Origin of the sequence: Collimonas arenae (genome assembly GCF_000786695.1) — a bacterium.
In the GTDB taxonomy this organism is placed as follows: Bacteria; Pseudomonadota; Gammaproteobacteria; order Burkholderiales; family Burkholderiaceae_D; genus Collimonas; species Collimonas arenae_A.
Window position 1 is genome coordinate 3,096,758 of sequence record NZ_CP009962.1, and the last position, 17,164, is coordinate 3,113,921.

Sequence of the window (17,164 nt, forward strand, 5' to 3'; positions counted from 1 at the left end):
TCCGAAGTCGACAAGGTTTTGTCGTTAACACTTCACCTTGCAATCCTATTATCAGATCAACGCAAACGAGCGAAGACTCTAAACGGCACAGCTGTCGAAACCAATTTCACGATTTCCAATCACGCGCCGACCTGTCGGAATGATGCGTCAACGCTCGTTGCCGGCGGCGCAGTTTCATATTTCAGATCACACAATTCTTGTCTATTGATCGGGGCGTATATAGATGAGACAACACGGTGAATGCCGCCCCTACCTTAAGGAGAATCAAAATGTTACGCAAGACAACTATCGCAGTTCTGGCTTCCGTGCTTTGTGGTTATTCAGCAATGGCAGGCGCCGTCACCGTCTGGGGCGCCGGTACAGCAGGCAATGCCGGCGCTTCTTCTTCATCGGGTTCAACCTCCGGGGGCGCATCGGGCGCAGTCAGCGTGGGCACAGGCTATCATGCCGCCACCACAACCAACAGCAGCACTGGCACGGCAACTTCCGGCGCTACTTTTGGCCCAAATGGCGTGCTTACAGGCTCCCAAACCAGCAGCACATCGACCAATACTAGCGCAGCAGGCGGCTTCGGCGGTGGCGGTTCGGGCGCAGGTGGCCTTTCTGGCTCGACTACCGGTGCAGCAGCTGGCGCAAACACAGCCAGCGGCGCATTCATCTTCCACTTCTAAAACCGGCGTTACCTGTTACCTAGTCGTAGCTCCAGGCCAACCGTTCGTAAGGGGCGAAAGGAAAGCAATTTCCGAGTAGCCCCGCTAGGAGAAAAAAATGAAACGCGCATTTAAAGCAACGGCGCTCTTGATCGCTCTCTCAGCGACGAATCTGGCGCTAGCGGACATCGTATCCGGTTCCACCTCGAATTCGGGCTCCAATTCAGGCTCGACTTCTACATCGACTTCACAAGGCGCCGGTTCAAGCGTCAACACCATCGGCACCAACAGCAATTCATCCAGCGGGTCCACCAGCGGATCCAATGCATCGGCTATCGGCGGCGGCTCGGCGACTACAGGCGCATCTTCATCCACAGGCGGCAACTCCAGATCAACATCAGCTGGCGGCAATTCAACTGTCAGCGTATCGGTATCGTTGCCGAGTACGGCCACAGGAACCACCAGCGGCGCGAGCGCCACGTCCGCCGACGCCAGCACACCCGGCAGCAGTCCCAACAACACCATGACGACAGTCGACTACGGCGGCACTTATACCGTCAAGACGGTACCGAATATCGTTGCCCCCTCTTTGACCACAACCTTGTCTGACACTTGCATGGGGTCAGCATCGTTTGGCTTGTCATTTACCGGCTTCGGCGCAACCGGCGGCACCACCATGGTTGACCAGGCATGCGTACGCCGGCTGGACTCCAGAGAGTTTCGCGCAATGGGCCTGAACGATGTGGCGCTTGCCCTGCTCTGCCAAAGCGAAGCCAATCGCAAGGCGGTGGAATCGACAGGACGATCCTGCCCAGGTATGGAAAGAGCTGCTGGACCTGCGGCGCCGGCTGCACCTTCAGCAGAAAATAACGCCGTCAGCCAAAACCTGATGAACAGCGGCGATCAATATAAAGACCCACTGATTCGAGCCCGTCTTGGCCTGGACAAGATGCCGGAATTGACCGCGTTAAAAGATCGCTAGACAGAATGCGAGGGAATGCCATGAAGCGCTCGCCATTCTCCAGCGACCAGATCGCTGCGGCCCTGAAGCAGGAAGAGCTCGGCATGCCATTGGCCGATGTGATCAAGCAAGCCGGAATTACTGAGCGCACCTTTCTCAACTGGAAGAGGCAATACGGCGGCATGCCAGACTATCCGCAAGACTTAAAATGCCTGCAGGAGGAGAACGCCAAGCTGAAACAGATTGTGGCCGAACTGACATTGGAGAACTCTCGCTTGCAAGACGCACTGGAAGACAAGAGGAGCAAACATGAGCATTACAGCTCATCAAATTGAATGCAGCCACACGGAAAATCGCGCATAAAAAATAATATAAATAATAATATTCTTTATATGCAATTATTAAAAAGCAGTTTTAAAAACAATAAAATACCTAGCGGAAATTAACATTAGTGCACACTGGAAATTTACAGGAATATTTTTTTTGTTTCTATAAAAAATCATGTGTTGCCGCACCACATATTAACTTTATTTAACAATCAATTACTGGACAAAGCATAATTTTGTACCAGAATGGGGAATAGTAATTTACCAATAAAAAATTGCGTCCGGGCAATGCACAACGGTAAATTGGCAGCAGGGAGAGTCTCATGGATATCGAGTGCACAAAGACACTTGAAGCGATAGACAATAACAGCTCCACCAGGCACATCGGGATTATCGTTTTTGAAGGGGTGGTACTGGCTGACGTAGTCGGCGCTGCGGATGTTTTCGGAGTCGGAGACAAACTGATTTCGACGGTATTTCCCGGCACCACGCGTTACGCGGTATCGATCCTCTCCATCTCGGGCGGCATGATCATGTCATCTGCATCGGTGCAGATCATGACTTCTCCGTTAGCGTCTTTCGGCAGGAATCATTTTGATACTTTGCTGATTGCCAGCGGCACCGGCAACTTCGACGCCTACCGGGATCCGGTCCTGATCGCCTGGCTACAGCAAATGCGCAACAGCGTGCGCCGTATCGCGGCGATCTGCACCGGCGTCTTTGTGATTGGCGCCGCCGGCTTTCTCAACAATCGCCGCGCGACGACGCACTGGGCGTTGCTCGACAAGCTGGCGCGCGAATTTCCCTTGATTAAAATCGACCGCGAAGCGCAAATCAGCGAAGACGACGGCATCTTCACTTCCTGCGATGTCGGCATGGCCACTGACCTGGCGTTACGTTTGCTGGAAAGCGACCTAGGCCCGGCAGTTGCACGACGTGTAGCACAGAGCCTGGTGGTCTGCCAGCGCCGCCGCGATACCCCACCCGCCAACCAGCCATCTCCAGCCAGTACTCCGGTCAAGACCAGCAAGATCCAGCGTGCGTCGCTTTGGTTTGTCGAACATCTGGCAGATTCTATCAGCGTGGTCGACGCAGCCAATTTCGTTTCCATGAGCGAGCGTAATTTTGTACGACAATTCAAACGCGAGACCGGGCAGACGCCGCATGATTTCCTGCTCAACCTGCGGCTCGAAGCGGTGCGCCGGCAATTGACGGAGACCGACCTGCCGGTTGACAAGATCGCCAGGCGCTGCGGCCTGTTCAGCGGCGAACATGTCGCCAAATTGTTCCGCAAGCATATGTGGACCTCTCCCACCGAATATCGCAAAGGCATACGGCCAAATTGAACCATGGAACAGGACGCGCTACTGTCTGGAGCAACGATGACCCTGCCCATCGCGATAGCGCCACGCCAACCAGGCTCCCGCAAACAACTGCCCATCACTTTTCTGGCGACACTTTTCGTGGCGCTGGTATGCGTATCGTTGATGACGGTAGAGGCCTGGCGTAGCTGGAATGCGCGCGACGTCGAATTGCAGGAAACTGAAATTGCCACCACCAACCTGGCGCGCGCACTGTCGGAGCACGCCGACGACACCATCAAGCAAGCCGATACGGTATTGGTAGGCGTGGTTGAACGCCTGGAATTGGATGGCAACAGCGCGCCATCGCTGGAACGCTTGCACAAACTACTGATGCAACACATTGCCGAATTACCGCAATTGAATGATCTGTCAATTTATGATGAAACCGGCCTTTGGCTAGTCAACGCCCGCAACGGTCCGATTCCCGTCGTCAACAATTCTGACCGCCAGTACTTTATCTATCATCGCAGCCATCTGGAACGCGGCGCCTACATCGGGCCGCCGGTACGCAGCCGCTCCACGGGTAACTGGATCGTGACTGTCTCGCGTCGCTATAATCATGCCGACGGCAGTTTCGCCGGCGTCGCCCTAGCCACCATCAACATCGGTTATTTCAAGAATTTCTACGACAGCTTCGACATCGGCCACGCCGGCTCGATTTTTCTCAGCCTGAATGACGGCACGATGCTGGTAAGGAGCCCGATGCTGGACAATGTCATCGGCAAAAATCTGTCCAACTATCCGATCTATCGCGACTATGCTTCCAAGAATGCGGTCGGCACCGCCATAATGCGCTCGGGCCAGGACGGCATGGAGCGGCTGATCGCCTATCGTCACCTGGACCGATATCCACTGTTTATCACCGTCGCCCGCTCCAAGGACGAGGTACTGGCTGACTGGCGCGCCGACACCTATCTGCATGTACTGGGGGCCTTGCTGCTGACGCTGGCGCTAGGCCTGCTCGGCTGGCGCCTGATCCACCAGATCCAGCTACGCCTGGCGGCTGAAGCCGGCCTGCTGCAAGTGCAGGAGTCATTGCGCACCCTTAACCAGCATCTGGAACAGCTAGCACTGCAGGACAGCCTGACCGGCCTCGCCAACCGCCGTCATTTCGACAGCACGCTACGCGACGAATTCAGCCGCGCCATGCGCAATGCAAATTCGTTGGCACTGGTGATGATCGATGTGGATTACTTCAAACAATACAATGATATATACGGACACCTGGCCGGCGATGAGTGCTTGCGGCAAATCAGTGAAATCGTGAAGAGCAGTAAAAACCGCCCTGGCGACCTGGCTGCACGTTACGGCGGCGAAGAATTGGCGGTATTGCTGCCGGATACCGACCTGGCCGGAGCGATGGCTGTAGCGGAAAAAATCCGCCTTGCGATTTACAACTTGCATATGGAACACGCGTTTGGCCCGGTCGGCGTGATTACCATCAGCGCAGGCGTTGATGCTTTCGTCCCGGTGCGAGATGACAACATTCCTTTTGAATTGATTCAAGCGGCAGATAAAGCGATGTATGCGGCTAAGGCAGCGGGTCGTAATTGCGTGCGCTCCAGTGATGATTTGCATTGAAGCGCACAAGTTTCATATCCGGCCGCGGCGCCCTCTTTCATACACCAGCGAACCCACCGCTATCAACCGGTATAGCTCTTGCTCCGTGAGCTTATAGGACAGTGCGGCAATTTCGCGTGCCAGCATGCCAATCAGCAGATCATTTCCCGGCACCTGCGCCTGTGGGCTGGCGCACGCGATCAAATCGACTATCTGTTCGGCTCTCATGATCCCACCTCGAAAGAATTAAATATCGGACTTCAGCCTTTACTTGCCTTGCTTGAAAATTTTGCTTATCAACAGCACCTTGGCAAATTCAAAAACGCTTCAACTGCTGGTTAAACTGTTGATGAGCTGGCCTTTGAAGTAGGGTCCAACCTGGTGTCTGTGGTCAAGGAAACCTTTCGATGTGCGTTCAACGGCGCGACTGGCGCTGCATGTCGTCCATATTTTTCATCCATCATTTCTATTCGACTCTGAAGCAAGGGAGCCTGGCTGACGGCCAACGCTCCCTTGCACCAGAATGGCATGGCAAGATTATTTCTTACCAGTTCCGCCCAACAAGCCACTGAGCAAACCTGTCACCGGAGCCAGCGGATTGCTGCCAGTCCCTGTGGTGGTTTTACCCCCAGTCAGGCCAGACACCAGATTGGTAACCGGCGCCAATGGGCTGGCGCCCGCGCCAGTTGTACCGCCGGCTGCGCCGGTCACGCTGCCCAACAAACCTGTCACCGGAGCCAGTATGCCGCCACCTGCGCCCGTAGCACCACCGGCAGCACCAGTCACACCGCTCAACAACCCAGTCACTGGAGCCAAAGGCCCGCCTGCACTGCCAGTTGCGCCACCGACAGCGCCAGTCAGGCCACCAAGCAAACCAGTTACTGGAGCCAAAGGCCCGCCTGCACTGCCAGTTGCGCCACCGACAGCGCCAGTCAGGCCACCAAGCAAACCAGTTACTGGAGCCAAAGGCCCGCCTGCACTGCCAGTTGCGCCACCGACAGCGCCAGTCAGGCCACCAAGCAAACCAGTTACTGGGGCCAATGGACCGCCACCACCGCCAGTTGCGCCACCGACAGCGCCAGTCAGGCCACCAAGCAAACCAGTTACTGGGGCCAATGGACCGCCACCACCGCCAGTTGCGCCACCGACAGCGCCAGTCAGGCCGCCAAGCAAACCAGTTACTGGGGCCAATGGACCGCCACCACCGCCAGTTGCGCCACCGACAGCGCCGGTCAAGCCACTCAACAAACCAGTGACAGGAGCCAGCGGGCCACCGCTACCACCTGCTGCGCCGCCGATACCACCAACTACGCCGCTTAGCACGTTATTCAACGGTTGCAACAAACCGCCTGTCTTGTTACCTAGCAAAGGCTGGCCAGTGCCGACCAGTGCGTTGGTGCCAAGACCAGCAACTGTTCCGCCCGCATCGCTGGCTACGCCGCCCAGACTGCTGACGCCAGGAACTTTTGCGCCGGTCACGGTATTGCCCAGTGTAGTGGCAGTGCCGCCCAAGGCCACCAGCAAGGAGTTCACTGGTTGGTTCAGGCCGGTCGCGTTCCCAACGGTCTGAGTCAGAGTGGTCACAGTGCTGGTCAACGGAACGATTGCCTGGCTGACCGTTTGAGTGACTTGCTGTACAGGCCCTGTGGTCAACAGCGCTGTTACAGGAGCACCCAATCCGGAAACGGTAGCACCCACCTGCGTAACCAGATTGCCCACCGGCGTAGTCACTGCTCCCAATGGCGCCAACGGCCCGGTTCCCAGCCCTGCAACCACTTGCCCCACGCCTTGTACAGCATTGCCAGCTTGGGTGACGACACCGCCGGCGCTACCGACTGTGGTGCCCAGCGAATTCGGATTAGTGCCGATCTGGCCCAAACCGTTAGTAATGCCAGCGCCCAACGTGCTGACAATGCCACTGCCGCTATCAACCACGCTAGCCAAGCCCCCCTTGGATTGCGTCGAAAGCAGCGGCACGTTGTTAATTACCGTATTGCCGATCGCATCAACTGCAGCGCCAGTGCCGGATACCGTAGTGCCGACTTTTGACAGGAAATCGGCGGAGGCGCTACCACCACCTGTTCCACCACCACCTGTTCCACCACCACCTGTTCCACCACCACCTGTTCCACCACCACCTGTTCCACCACCACCTGTTCCACCACCACCTGTTCCACCGCCACCTGTTCCACCGCCACCGCCGCCTGAACCGTCGCCGGAGCCGGAGCCGCCAGTCCCACCACCGGAACCGCCACCGTCAGAACCAGTTCCCCCGCCAGTACCAACTCCCGCGCCGCCGCCAATGCCGCCAGCTCCCTGGGTAGCGCCCGACCCTGAACCCAGTGTTTTCCCGAGGTCGCCGCCGCCGGCGCAACCTGCCAGCAAACTTGTTAACAGCAATGAGGCTGCAACCAGCCCAGTTTTTTGCGATGTATTCATGATGTATTTCCCCTTTGTAAAAGTTCGAACCGCACGTTCCTGCATGTCTATTTCGCAAAGAACATGCCAGCAGGAAAACACCCGGACAAAGGCTTCGCGGCTGCGATCTTTTTTCTTCAAATAGAGAAATAACCTGCTTAAAATCAATTACTTAGAATTTGCCGGGACGTTGGATGGAAATTTCAGGCATGGCGGACCCGACGAGGTTTGATACGTTACGTGTAACGTAACGTCCGGTTTGGCAGCGGTACAAATACTTGTCATTCAAGAATCCTAAAGAGATTTTCAAACGACCCAACCCAATTGAACAAATGCGGATTTTCGTGCCAGGTTAGGCAGCCTGATTTACCTGATAGCCGGAATTGCGATATCCTCGGTCTCTAGAAAAAACGGCAACAGGTGTCCGCATCAGCCATGCGGCAATCCAGTCGACGCAACTAGTTCCACCAAACCTAGTCAGAAGATGCGCGCCAGGCAAACCTGGCAACCTTCATTAATCGAAGCCAGATCTATCAGAGGAATAACATTGTTGGTCCAGAACAAAGGGGCATACAGCTCGCAGTATCCACATAGAATCAAGAATTCCGGCCTCTCCCGCGTACTTGCGCGGATAAGCTCTCTTGCACTCCCTCTGTTATTCCTGCTTGCCCTCGGCGCTTGCAGTACGCCGTCTGGTCCGGGCGCCAGTACGCAGCCCAGCGGACCTGGCTACTACACGGTACAAAAGGGCGACACCCTTTCCAGCATCGCGCGCAAATTCAGGCGCAGCAATAGTCAGATCATCGCCTGGAACAAACTCTCGGATCCGAATGACATCAAGGTGGATCAGTCGCTGCGGATAGCGCCGGAAGGCGCACGCACCGCCGGCAGCAACCCGGCCAGCGATAATGCCGCGGCAAGCCGAAACACGCGTACAGCCGAAGATGACCGTGCGGATGCCGCAGCAGCAGCTGCCGACCGCAAGGATCCGGTCGACTGGACCTGGCCGGCCAGCGGCAAAGCCAGTAGCGGTGTTGGCCAAGGGAAAAAAGGCATCGATATCTTGGGCCAGCTTGGGCAACCTGTGATGGCGGCGGCGGCCGGCAAAGTCATGTATTCCGGTAGCGGCATACGCGGCTATGGCAACCTGGTGATCGTCAAACATAACAGCAATCTGCTGTCTGTCTACGCGCACAACAAGACTATCGTTGTCAAAGAAGGCCAGATGGTCGCCAAGGGCCAGAAAATCGCTGAAATGGGGAAATCCGACAGTAATACGGTCAAGTTGTATTTTGAAATCCGTCGCCAGGGAAAGGCAGTTGATCCTTCTCGTTATCTGCCCAGCCGATAGGGACGCAAACTGACCCGTCCTGAAATAGGTTGACACCTGTCAGTGCGTCGATTCACTGATCAGATAGTAGCCAGAGACGCCCGATGAATTTCATCGGGCGTTTTGTATTGTAAAGACAGATGCGGCCTTTCAGCGTTATAAATGCGCACGGATTGTTTTACCATTAAGGCTGCCTGTTGAAGATTGGCAGGTCGTTGCAAGAGAAACTCTCCCTTCAAGATGCCATTAACGCGTTCTGCCAAAGCGTTCTGATAACAATCATAACCATCGGTCATGGAGCAGGTGATACCGTGACGTGCATGAATTTTTTGATAATAGGTCGAACAGTATTGCATTCCCCGATCGGAATGATGGGCCAATTGCTGCCGAGATTGACGTTCTCTTAGTGCCATCTTCAGTGCTTGGCTTACTTGCTCGGTCTGCAAGCTATCATGGACATGGTAGCCGACAATCTTTCTAGAGTAGGCGTCGGTGATCAAACTCAAATAAGCAAACCGCTGGGCCGTCGGCAGATAGGTAATATCGGCCACCCAGACCTGCTCAGCCTGAGTCGGTACGATTTTCGACGGTCCATCCTTGAGCAAATTCGGATGCCTGCGGAAACGATGGTGGCTATTGGTTGTCTTGTGATATGCCCGGCGGGGGACGACCAGCAGGCGTGCTCTACGTAGCACATTGAACAAGCCGTCTCGCCCTAGCTTGACGCCAATCTCGCCCAGCGGCGGACTCAAGATGTGTTGAAGTTTGCGGGTGCCAAGGCGAGGCTGACGTAAGCGAACCTGCTTCACCAACGTAATGATCTTGCCTTCTCGCTCATCTTTTTGTTGCTGGCTTTGATGGCGTTTGTAATATGCTTGGCGACTGATGCCAACATATTCGCAGGCCTTGCTCACGCTCAATCCTTCGACGAGCCTTTGTGAGAGGACCTGCCCAAAGGCTTTTTTACGATGCGTACTCCGTAATCCTTCTTCAGAACATCGATCATGGCCTCAAACAGCTGCGCTTTCTCATTGGCAGCCTTGAGTTGTGCCTCCAATTCCTTGATGCGCTGTTCCGGCGTGAGCACTTTCTTTACCTCGTTTCCCATTGCGAACTCCACAGTCTTACGGCTCGATTGGCCACTCCAATCCTGATGACCGTATTTCCGCAACCATACCAGTACCGTCGATCTACCTTGTATGCCATATCGGCGCTGCGCCTCTATATAGCTCAGTTCGCCTTTTTCTACCTGTTCTACCACTGCCAATTTAAAGGCCAATCCATAATCGCGCTGCGTCCGCTTAACCATTGATTCCATTGACTTCTCCTTCGTTGCGACGAAAAAGTGTCAACCTATTTCAGGACGAGTCAAACAAATGAAAAAGGGGCGCAGTGAAGCGCCCCTTTTTCACCACTGGAAATCAGCTGGCTTGCTGCTATTTAGTATGCAACATAAGGTCCGGCAGTACCGGCTACGGTAGTTCCCTCAAGTGCGGTGTACACCGACCGGCCAAAGAAGAACGGCAGCCCCCAGTCAAAGTAAGAAGCAACAGCCGCCCCGCCGCCCAGGTTATTGAACGCGGTGTTGTTCGGATTCGATTGGAACAGCGTGTTGGCATTCGCAATACTGATGCTGACAATGTTACTGACTCCGTTCAGACCGGTGTTCGTCACATTTCGGGTCACCGTAGACAATGGACAATAAAAACCGGAGCTGTTACTGCAAGCCGGAATGGTCGAATCTGCAAAGAACAGACCATTCGAGCCACTATCAAAGAAAGCCTGCATGACTTGTCCCTGATACAACACACTCAGGTTGCCCGCACTATTGAGCGTATAGACGTTAGCGCTGCCAAGTTTATTATTGGCCTGTGTACCGATACCAAAAATCAGCGATCCGGTGACGCCCGCCGCGCCATTGGCGCCAATCGACGGCAGCTGGATGATCGTGCCGTTGTTATCCTGCGGGAAGGCGGCTACCGGATTTGCCACCTGCGTCGCCACCGGCAACGTGGTCGCAGTGCAATTCGTGCCGCCCGGGCATGAGTAATACCATCCCTCAAGCGCCTGACCGGCACAAGCACTGCCGCAATCCTGAATAAATGTACTCATGCCGATCAAGCCATTGGCATGGAAGGAGGCTACCGTATTTTCCGCCACCAGACTGCCGGAGCAGCCGCTCGGCACTGATGGAAAAGCACTATCGCCAATGATATGTACTGAAATATTGCTGGCAACCTCGCCTGCAATACGGAGATCCGCCTGCTTGACGGAGCCCCAGCTGTAGCCATCGGCAAAACGCGCGCATTCAGCCAGCGGATTACCGCTGGGCGCATTTTGGGCCGGCAGCGTCATGCTGCTGGACAAAGCCGAGGAGATGATGCGCAAGCCGCTAGAGCCGGTATCGACCAGGATATGGTCGATGGTCTGGCACTGCGAGGTGCTGCCGGGTGAACAAATGGTCACAGATACGTAGGGTGAATTGACGGCATTGCCCGACTGCCCTGATGCAGTGGCTGGACCACTGTCGATCAATATAGCCTGTACATTTTGGGTCGGCTGCGGAGTCGGAGTCGGTGTCGGCGTTGGCGTACCGCCATCACCGCCGCCACCACCACAGGCCAGCAAGATTGAACTACTTAGCACGCAAAGCAGGTAGGTCAAAGAGCGCATGGTCATCCTCCGGTCAGCGAATATCGCTAGGGGTCACGCCTTGCGGCAGCAAGGATGGCACATAAGCACTGCCTGCAAAGGAGCGCATATGACCGCCTGAATGCAATACTAGCTGATCGGACTGAATCGCCACCGCACGCCGGCCCGCATGGGGGGCGCTGGCGGCGCTGACATATTGGTCGGCATAGGTGCCTAGCAATTCCTGCAGATTTGGCATGTCAGGACCTTGCCAGCTCACCGCAAAGACGATGTTGGCAGGTGAAATGTATTCCCGCACCGTGGTGCCGGAAGGTTTCACCGTTTCACTGACGGTATAACCGTTATAGCTGGAGACACGGGCGCTAGCCTTGGCGCGCGCACTGTCGGCTTGTTGTACCGTACCGCTAGCCGAAGCGGGGCCAACGGCAGCGCCGAGTGCCGCCAACGCCGGCACGGATTGCGCAAACAGCAACGCGCATACGACAGGAACGGAAAATCTCATGACTCACCTCTGCTCGTTTAACAAATGTCTATGAAATCATAACCGATGCCATCAAGCAATTCACAAAGATGTTTTAACACCCCCGCTCTCACATAACAATTGAAATGTGCTAGATATTTGGGTCATTTGCAATGACTGGTAATGAATAGTTACATCATCATCGCACGCGTTTCGTTCAGCTTCGCTCAAATTTTACCGAGCAGACGGGAACGGACGAAACCGATATGTTCACGCAGAACATAAAACTGATCGGCAAACGCCAGCGGCATTTTCATCCGGTTAACCCCTTCTTCGATACGATCCAGCCGCTTCAGCAATGCTTCATGCTCCTCCTCTGTATCGGTGGCGATTGCCCGCTCCAGTGCAATCAAGGCACCGTACCAGCGATAGATGCGCGACTTGATGCGCCAGCCGTACAGCAGCGGCACGAGCTTGAAACCAGGGATCAGCAGCAGGATGATCGGCAGCAGCACCACCAGGGTACGATCTACCAGGCTGGCAAGCCAGAACGGCAAGCCGGAGCGATAGAAGAAGCTCTTTCCTGACTTGTAGTAGCGCGTGGCATCTTCGCTGATGGGAAATTCATGGGCCAGCGGCGCCGGGAACTCACCGGCGTGCTGCAGCACGTTGGCGCCGCTGTGCACTTCCTTGGCAGCGTCGATCAGCATGTCGGACAAGGCCGGATGCAGGTCGTCGCGCGCAATCAGCTCAGCGGTAGGAGCAATCAGATGAATGTCGCGGCTCGGGATATTTTTACCAAAATCGAACAGCCCCCTCGGAATCCTCAGCTCGTTCAAATAGCTGAAGCGGCGCGCATAGGCATCAGCCTGGGAAAAATCGAGAAGATTGATGCCTGGCGTGTGCAACAGCTTGACCATGGTCGGCGGCGAAGCCGAATCGCCCATCAGGAAGGCAGCATCGATCTTGCCGTCGGCCAGCGCCTGCGCCGCTTCGTCGCCCCCCATGTCCAGCAACTCAGTGCTGCCGCCGAGTTCGATCCCGTTGGCTTTCAGCAGCGTCAGCGCCAGTACCCGTGAGCCGCTGCCGGGAACGCCGATCGCAATCCGCTTGCCACGCAGCTCTGACAAACGATTCAATCTGTCGCGGCTGTCAGTGTTGCGATAAAACACCGACACCGGCACATAGGAAATGCTACCCAGGGATACCAGTCCGTCGATCGGTAGATCGCCCACTACGCCGCCCTGGACAAAGCCGACATCGACGCCGGAATGAGGATCGCTCAGCTTTTTCAGATTATCCAGCGAACCTTCCGAACTGACGATTTTCAGCTTGATACCGTTACGCGCCAGGATCACCTTGTATTTCTCGGCGGTTTTCCAGAAACTGCTGTTCTCAGCGCCCGTGGCAATCGTCAGGGTACTCGGCGGAGCGGGATGGATAAATTTGATCGCCAGCCAGATAGCAATAATAACCAGCAAGGCAATCGGACCAAAGCTGATGGCCAGGTCGCGCCAGGAAATCGCAACGAAGCGCGTCTTGATATTTTTTGCGGATTGTTTCAGGTCGGACGGTTTGAGAGGATTAGCCATGGGCTTTATTCTATCGTTGAAGGCGGGTGGGAATCGGTTTTATTCAATTTTCTTTGGTCAGCGCTGGAGCAAGGGCGCAGGGGCGCAAGCAGATGCGACAAGGCATTGTGATCCAGCTCGTACATCAGCGCTAGCAAACCGCCCAACTCTCCTGGCGGAAATCCTTCGCGCGAAAACCAGGCCAGGTAATCACCCGGCAAATCGGCGATCAGGCGGCCTTTGTATTTCCCAAATGGCATCTGGCGAGTGACTAATAATTGCAGGTGTTCGGGATTCATGGTTGATGGCGGCGGCATTTTCCGGTCGGGACAAGGGGGGCACTCCGTAACGTCGGCGCACAAAATCGGCAGAGGTAGGTATTGTGCCAAATTTTATGTGGTCATGCGATCTTTGCTGAAAGAAGGTTATGCGCCGGTATTCAGACCTGGCAAGCAGCGCACCCGACTACTGGCGGGAAATCCTCTACACTGCTGAATACCAGATCACTATCAGCCCACGTCAGCTCACTTAACCTGTCGACCCTGCATGCAGACCAATCAGACCAATAATCAGGCAATACACCCTCCCTCCTCCTCAATCCCAGCCCTGGAATGCCGCGGTTTGCGCAAGACCTACGGCCATGGCCGGGTGGTGCTGACGCATCTCGATTTTAGCCTCGCCCCCGGCGAATACGTCGCCATCATGGGCGACTCGGGGGTTGGCAAATCGACCTTACTGAACCTGATAGCAGGCCTCGATACCGCTAACAGCGGCGCGATACTGATCGATGGCGTCACCATGTCGAGCCTGGACGACGATGCCGCTACGTACCTGCGCCGGCAAAAACTCGGCTTCATCTTCCAGGCTTTCCATATCTTGCCGCACCTGACCTTGCAGCAAAACGTCGCCCTGCCGCTATTGTTGAATCACGCGCCGCAGGAACGCGCCCTGGAGCTTCTGGCGGCGGTCGGTCTGGACGGTCGCGGCAATGACTTTCCGCGCCAGCTCTCAGGCGGCGAGCTGCAAAGGGTCGCCATCGCGCGTGCTCTGGTGCACCGGCCCAAACTAATCCTGGCCGACGAACCGACCGGCAACCTCGACCCGGACACCGCGCACGAAGTGCTGGCATTGCTGCGCCAGGAAATCAAGGCTAACGGCGCTTCCGCCATCATGGTCACCCATTCCCCCGCCGCAGCGGCCAGCGCCGATCGCATCTTGTTCATGACAGCCGACGGCCTGCGCTCACTGCCGGAGAACACTTCTCTGCCGCCGCCGCAATGATCACCGCCACCACTGCAACCGCAGCCAATGCAAGCAAACCGCTACACATCCTGGCGCGCTGGCTATTGCTTGGTGAATGGCGCGCGCATCCGGTACGTGCGCTGGTGGCGATTGCCGCCATCGCGCTGGGCGTCGCCCTCGGTTACGCGGTCAATCTGATCAACGATGCCGCCTTCAACGAATTTTCCGCCGCTACCCGCAGCTTGTCCGGCCAGTCCGATCTGCAGGTACGCGGCGTGCAAGCCTGGCTCGATGAAGGACTGTATCCGCAACTGGCGCAATGGCCGGGTGTCGCAGTCGCCAGCCCGGTGCTCGAACTGAACGTTACTGTGCCGAGCCAGCAAAGCGCCCTGAAAGTGCTCGGCATCGATGTCTTTCGCGCCTCTCTGATAGCGCCAGACCTGGTCGGCGTGCCAGCGCCAGAACGGCCGTTTGATACTCTTGCCGACGACGCCATTTTCCTGTCGGCGGCAGCGCAAGAGTGGCTGCAAGTCAAGCCGGGAGAGCAGCTGACGCTGCGCAACGGCACCGGCACCGTCGCTTTGCGGGTAGCTGGCGGCCTGACCGGCGCACGCGTCGGCCAACGGCTTGGCGTCATGGATATCGGCGCGGCGCAATGGCGCTTCGATCGCAGCATCGGCAAGCTCTCGCGCATCGATCTCAAGTTGCTGCCCGGCGTCAATCGTGAAGCATTCACGGAAAAGCTGCGTCAACAGCTGCCGGCCAACGTGCAAGTATCGGAGAGCCAGGATCAGGACAGCCGCAACAATAATATGTCGCGCGCCTATCGTATCAATCTGAACGTACTGGCGCTGGTGGCTTTGTTTACCGGCGCCTTCCTGGTGTTCTCGACCCAGGCGCTGTCGGTGATCCGCCGCCGTTCCCAATTCGCCCTGCTACGCGTGATGGGCTTGCGGCGTAGCCAGCTGTTGCGCCAGGTGTTGCTGGAAGGCGCGCTGCTCGGATGTTTGGGCGCACTATCAGGACTAGCGCTGGGATATGGCCTGGCTGCCGCGGCTTTGCATTTTTTAGGGGGCGATCTCGGCGGCGGTTACTTCCATGGCGTCCAGGCCAGCATCAATTTCGACTGGCCGGCAGCCCTGGTGTTTTTTGCCTTAGGCAGCGGCATTGCCGTGCTCGGCAGCCTGGCGCCAGCATTCGAGGCGGCCAAAGCGCAGCCGGCGGCGGCGCTCAAATCCGGCAGTGAGGAAAGTGCGCTGGTACGGCTGGCAACACCGTGGCCGGCGCTTGGCTGTTTGCTGCTAGGAGCGTTACTGACGCAACTGCCGCCCCTGTTCAACCTGCCTGTCTTCGGCTACCTGGCAGTGGCTCTGCTGCTGATCGGCGGGATTACCTTGATGCCGCGACTAGCAGCGCTAGCGTTTTCCGCACTGCAGAGATTCAGTCTGGGACGCCGCACCGGCATAGTCCGGACACTGGTGCTGGCACGCCTGGCCAACGTTCCCGGTCAAGCCTCGATTGCACTTGGCGGCGTGCTGTCCAGTTTTAGCCTGATCGTGGCGATGGCCATCATGGTCTCAAGCTTTCGCATTTCAGTCGATGACTGGATGCAGCAGCTATTGTCCGCAGACCTGTACGTACGTTCCGCCGGCAACGGTGAAACCGGCGCCATGCGCCCTGCCGAGCAACGCTTGTTGACTACCATGCCAGGGGTGGCGCACACTGATTTCCTGCGCACTTCTCCTTTGGCGCTGGACCCGGCGCGACCGCCGGTGATTTTGATCGCGCGTGGTATCGATGCAGCCGATCCTGCACGCAGTTTGCCCATCATCGGCCCACTCTTGCCGCAGGCGGCCGTTACCGCCGCCGTGGCAGCCAATGAATTGCCCGTGTGGATATCGGAAGCGATGGTCGACCTCTACCACTATCGCCTGGGCCAGCATCTCATGCTGCCGCTGGGAGGGCGCAGTTATCCGGCCGTAGTCGCTGGCGTCTGGCGCGACTATGCACGGCAAACCGGCGCAATCCAGCTACGTCTGGCGGATTACCAGCGCCTCAGCGGCGATAACGAAGTCAGCGATGCCGCCCTCAGTGTGCAACGCGGCGTTGATCCAGCGACCGTGATTGCAGCAATGCGCAAGCTGCCGTTTGGTACGGCGCTGGAATTTTCCCAGCCAGGAGAAATCCGCGCCCTCACCCTGAAAATCTTCGACCGCAGCTTCGCCATCACCTATCTGCTGGAAATCGTCGCCATCGTGATCGGCCTGTTCGGCGTCGCCGCCACTTTTTCCGCGCAAACCCTGGCACGCGCACGCGAATTCGGCATGCTGCGCCACGTCGGCGTCACGTGCCGCCAGATCCTGTTCATGCTGGCGCTGGAAGGTAGCTTGCTGACGGCGTTGGGAATGGCGGTGGGGTTCCTGCTTGGCTGGGTAATCAGCTTGATCCTGGTGTTCATCGTCAATCCGCAATCGTTTCACTGGACGATGGATCTGCACATGCCTTGGCTCGGGCTCGCTATCGTGGCGCTGCTGCTACTGGTTTTCGCCGGCGCCACGGCTTTGCTGGCCGGACTGCGCGCCGTATCTATCGATGTGTTGCAAGCTGTGCGGGAGGATTGGTGATGTTGC

16 protein-coding genes are annotated in these 17,164 nt (G+C 56.7%); 8 read left to right on the plus strand and 8 right to left on the minus strand.

The features are described 5' to 3' along the window. Positions 1 to 269 precede the first annotated feature (269 nt). Complete coding sequence (locus tag LT85_RS13660) at positions 270 to 671, plus strand: hypothetical protein (protein ID WP_052135165.1); 402 nt, start codon at positions 270 to 272, stop codon at positions 669 to 671. A gap of 84 nt (positions 672 to 755) precedes the next feature. Here the strand turns inward: LT85_RS13660 and LT85_RS27165 are convergent, their stop codons facing one another. Further along, positions 756 to 1,175, minus strand: coding sequence for a hypothetical protein (locus tag LT85_RS27165; RefSeq protein ID WP_253273543.1), 420 nt, complete (start codon positions 1,173 to 1,175; stop codon positions 756 to 758). Here LT85_RS27165 and LT85_RS27170 point away from each other — a divergent pair. From LT85_RS27170 to LT85_RS13680, 4 genes are all read left to right on the plus strand, one after another. Then, complete coding sequence (locus LT85_RS27170) at positions 1,174 to 1,632, plus strand: hypothetical protein (protein WP_253273544.1); 459 nt, start codon at positions 1,174 to 1,176, stop codon at positions 1,630 to 1,632. The genes LT85_RS27165 and LT85_RS27170 overlap by 2 nt on opposite strands. Positions 1,633 to 1,652: 20 nt before the next feature. Further along, on the plus strand, positions 1,653 to 1,946 hold the full coding sequence (locus tag LT85_RS13670; protein ID WP_038489625.1) for a transposase: 294 nt from the start codon (positions 1,653 to 1,655) through the stop codon (positions 1,944 to 1,946). 314 nt (positions 1,947 to 2,260) lie between these two features. Beyond that, complete coding sequence (locus tag LT85_RS13675; protein WP_038489627.1) at positions 2,261 to 3,283, plus strand: GlxA family transcriptional regulator; 1,023 nt, start codon at positions 2,261 to 2,263, stop codon at positions 3,281 to 3,283. Between the two features lie 36 nt (positions 3,284 to 3,319). Then, on the plus strand, positions 3,320 to 4,882 hold the full coding sequence (locus LT85_RS13680; protein ID WP_081992377.1) for a sensor domain-containing diguanylate cyclase: 1,563 nt from the start codon (positions 3,320 to 3,322) through the stop codon (positions 4,880 to 4,882). 12 nt (positions 4,883 to 4,894) lie between these two features. Here LT85_RS13680 and LT85_RS13685 read toward each other — a convergent pair whose 3' ends face one another. Next, on the minus strand, positions 4,895 to 5,089 hold the full coding sequence (locus LT85_RS13685; protein WP_038489630.1) for a hypothetical protein: 195 nt from the start codon (positions 5,087 to 5,089) through the stop codon (positions 4,895 to 4,897). Positions 5,090 to 5,398: 309 nt separating this feature from the next. Further along, positions 5,399 to 7,300, minus strand: coding sequence for a collagen-like triple helix repeat-containing protein (locus tag LT85_RS13690; RefSeq protein ID WP_038489633.1), 1,902 nt, complete (start codon positions 7,298 to 7,300; stop codon positions 5,399 to 5,401). Between the two features lie 529 nt (positions 7,301 to 7,829). On the opposite strand from LT85_RS13690, the gene LT85_RS13695 reads away from it, so the two are divergent. Next, positions 7,830 to 8,630 (plus strand): peptidoglycan DD-metalloendopeptidase family protein, encoded by an 801-nt coding sequence (locus tag LT85_RS13695; protein WP_253273545.1) that lies wholly within the window; start codon positions 7,830 to 7,832, stop codon positions 8,628 to 8,630. Between the two features lie 59 nt (positions 8,631 to 8,689). Here the strand turns inward: LT85_RS13695 and LT85_RS13700 are convergent. The 5 genes from LT85_RS13700 to LT85_RS13725 all read right to left on the minus strand — a co-directional run bounded on the left by LT85_RS13700 (position 8,690) and on the right by LT85_RS13725 (position 13,591). Then, a protein-coding gene (locus tag LT85_RS13700) for an IS3 family transposase (protein WP_156117527.1) occupies positions 8,690 to 9,927 on the minus strand; the annotation gives its coding sequence in 2 pieces (ribosomal slippage) (positions 8,690 to 9,574 and positions 9,577 to 9,927; 1,236 coding nt in all). Between the two features lie 122 nt (positions 9,928 to 10,049). Continuing rightward, the gene (locus LT85_RS13710; protein WP_253273546.1) at positions 10,050 to 11,282 is read right to left on the minus strand and encodes a DUF3443 domain-containing protein; all 1,233 of its coding nucleotides are present in this window, start codon (positions 11,280 to 11,282) and stop codon (positions 10,050 to 10,052) included. 13 nt (positions 11,283 to 11,295) lie between these two features. Continuing rightward, positions 11,296 to 11,763 carry a DUF2844 domain-containing protein gene (locus LT85_RS13715; RefSeq protein WP_038489642.1) on the minus strand — a complete coding sequence of 156 codons (468 nt, stop codon included), beginning with the start codon at positions 11,761 to 11,763 and terminating at the stop codon, positions 11,296 to 11,298. Between the two features lie 185 nt (positions 11,764 to 11,948). Further along, the gene (locus tag LT85_RS13720; protein ID WP_052135168.1) at positions 11,949 to 13,313 is read right to left on the minus strand and encodes a TAXI family TRAP transporter solute-binding subunit; all 1,365 of its coding nucleotides are present in this window, start codon (positions 13,311 to 13,313) and stop codon (positions 11,949 to 11,951) included. 5 nt (positions 13,314 to 13,318) lie between these two features. Continuing rightward, positions 13,319 to 13,591 (minus strand): DUF3820 family protein, encoded by a 273-nt coding sequence (locus tag LT85_RS13725; protein ID WP_052135169.1) that lies wholly within the window; start codon positions 13,589 to 13,591, stop codon positions 13,319 to 13,321. A gap of 247 nt (positions 13,592 to 13,838) precedes the next feature. Between LT85_RS13725 and LT85_RS13730 the strand changes: the two genes are divergently transcribed. Continuing rightward, complete coding sequence (locus tag LT85_RS13730; RefSeq protein WP_052135170.1) at positions 13,839 to 14,573, plus strand: ABC transporter ATP-binding protein; 735 nt, start codon at positions 13,839 to 13,841, stop codon at positions 14,571 to 14,573. After that, positions 14,570 to 17,158: an ABC transporter permease gene (locus tag LT85_RS13735; protein ID WP_052135171.1), complete on the plus strand. Its 2,589-nt coding sequence runs from the start codon at positions 14,570 to 14,572 to the stop codon at positions 17,156 to 17,158. Before LT85_RS13730 ends, LT85_RS13735 begins: the two co-directional genes overlap by 4 nt. Positions 17,159 to 17,164 lie beyond the last annotated feature (6 nt).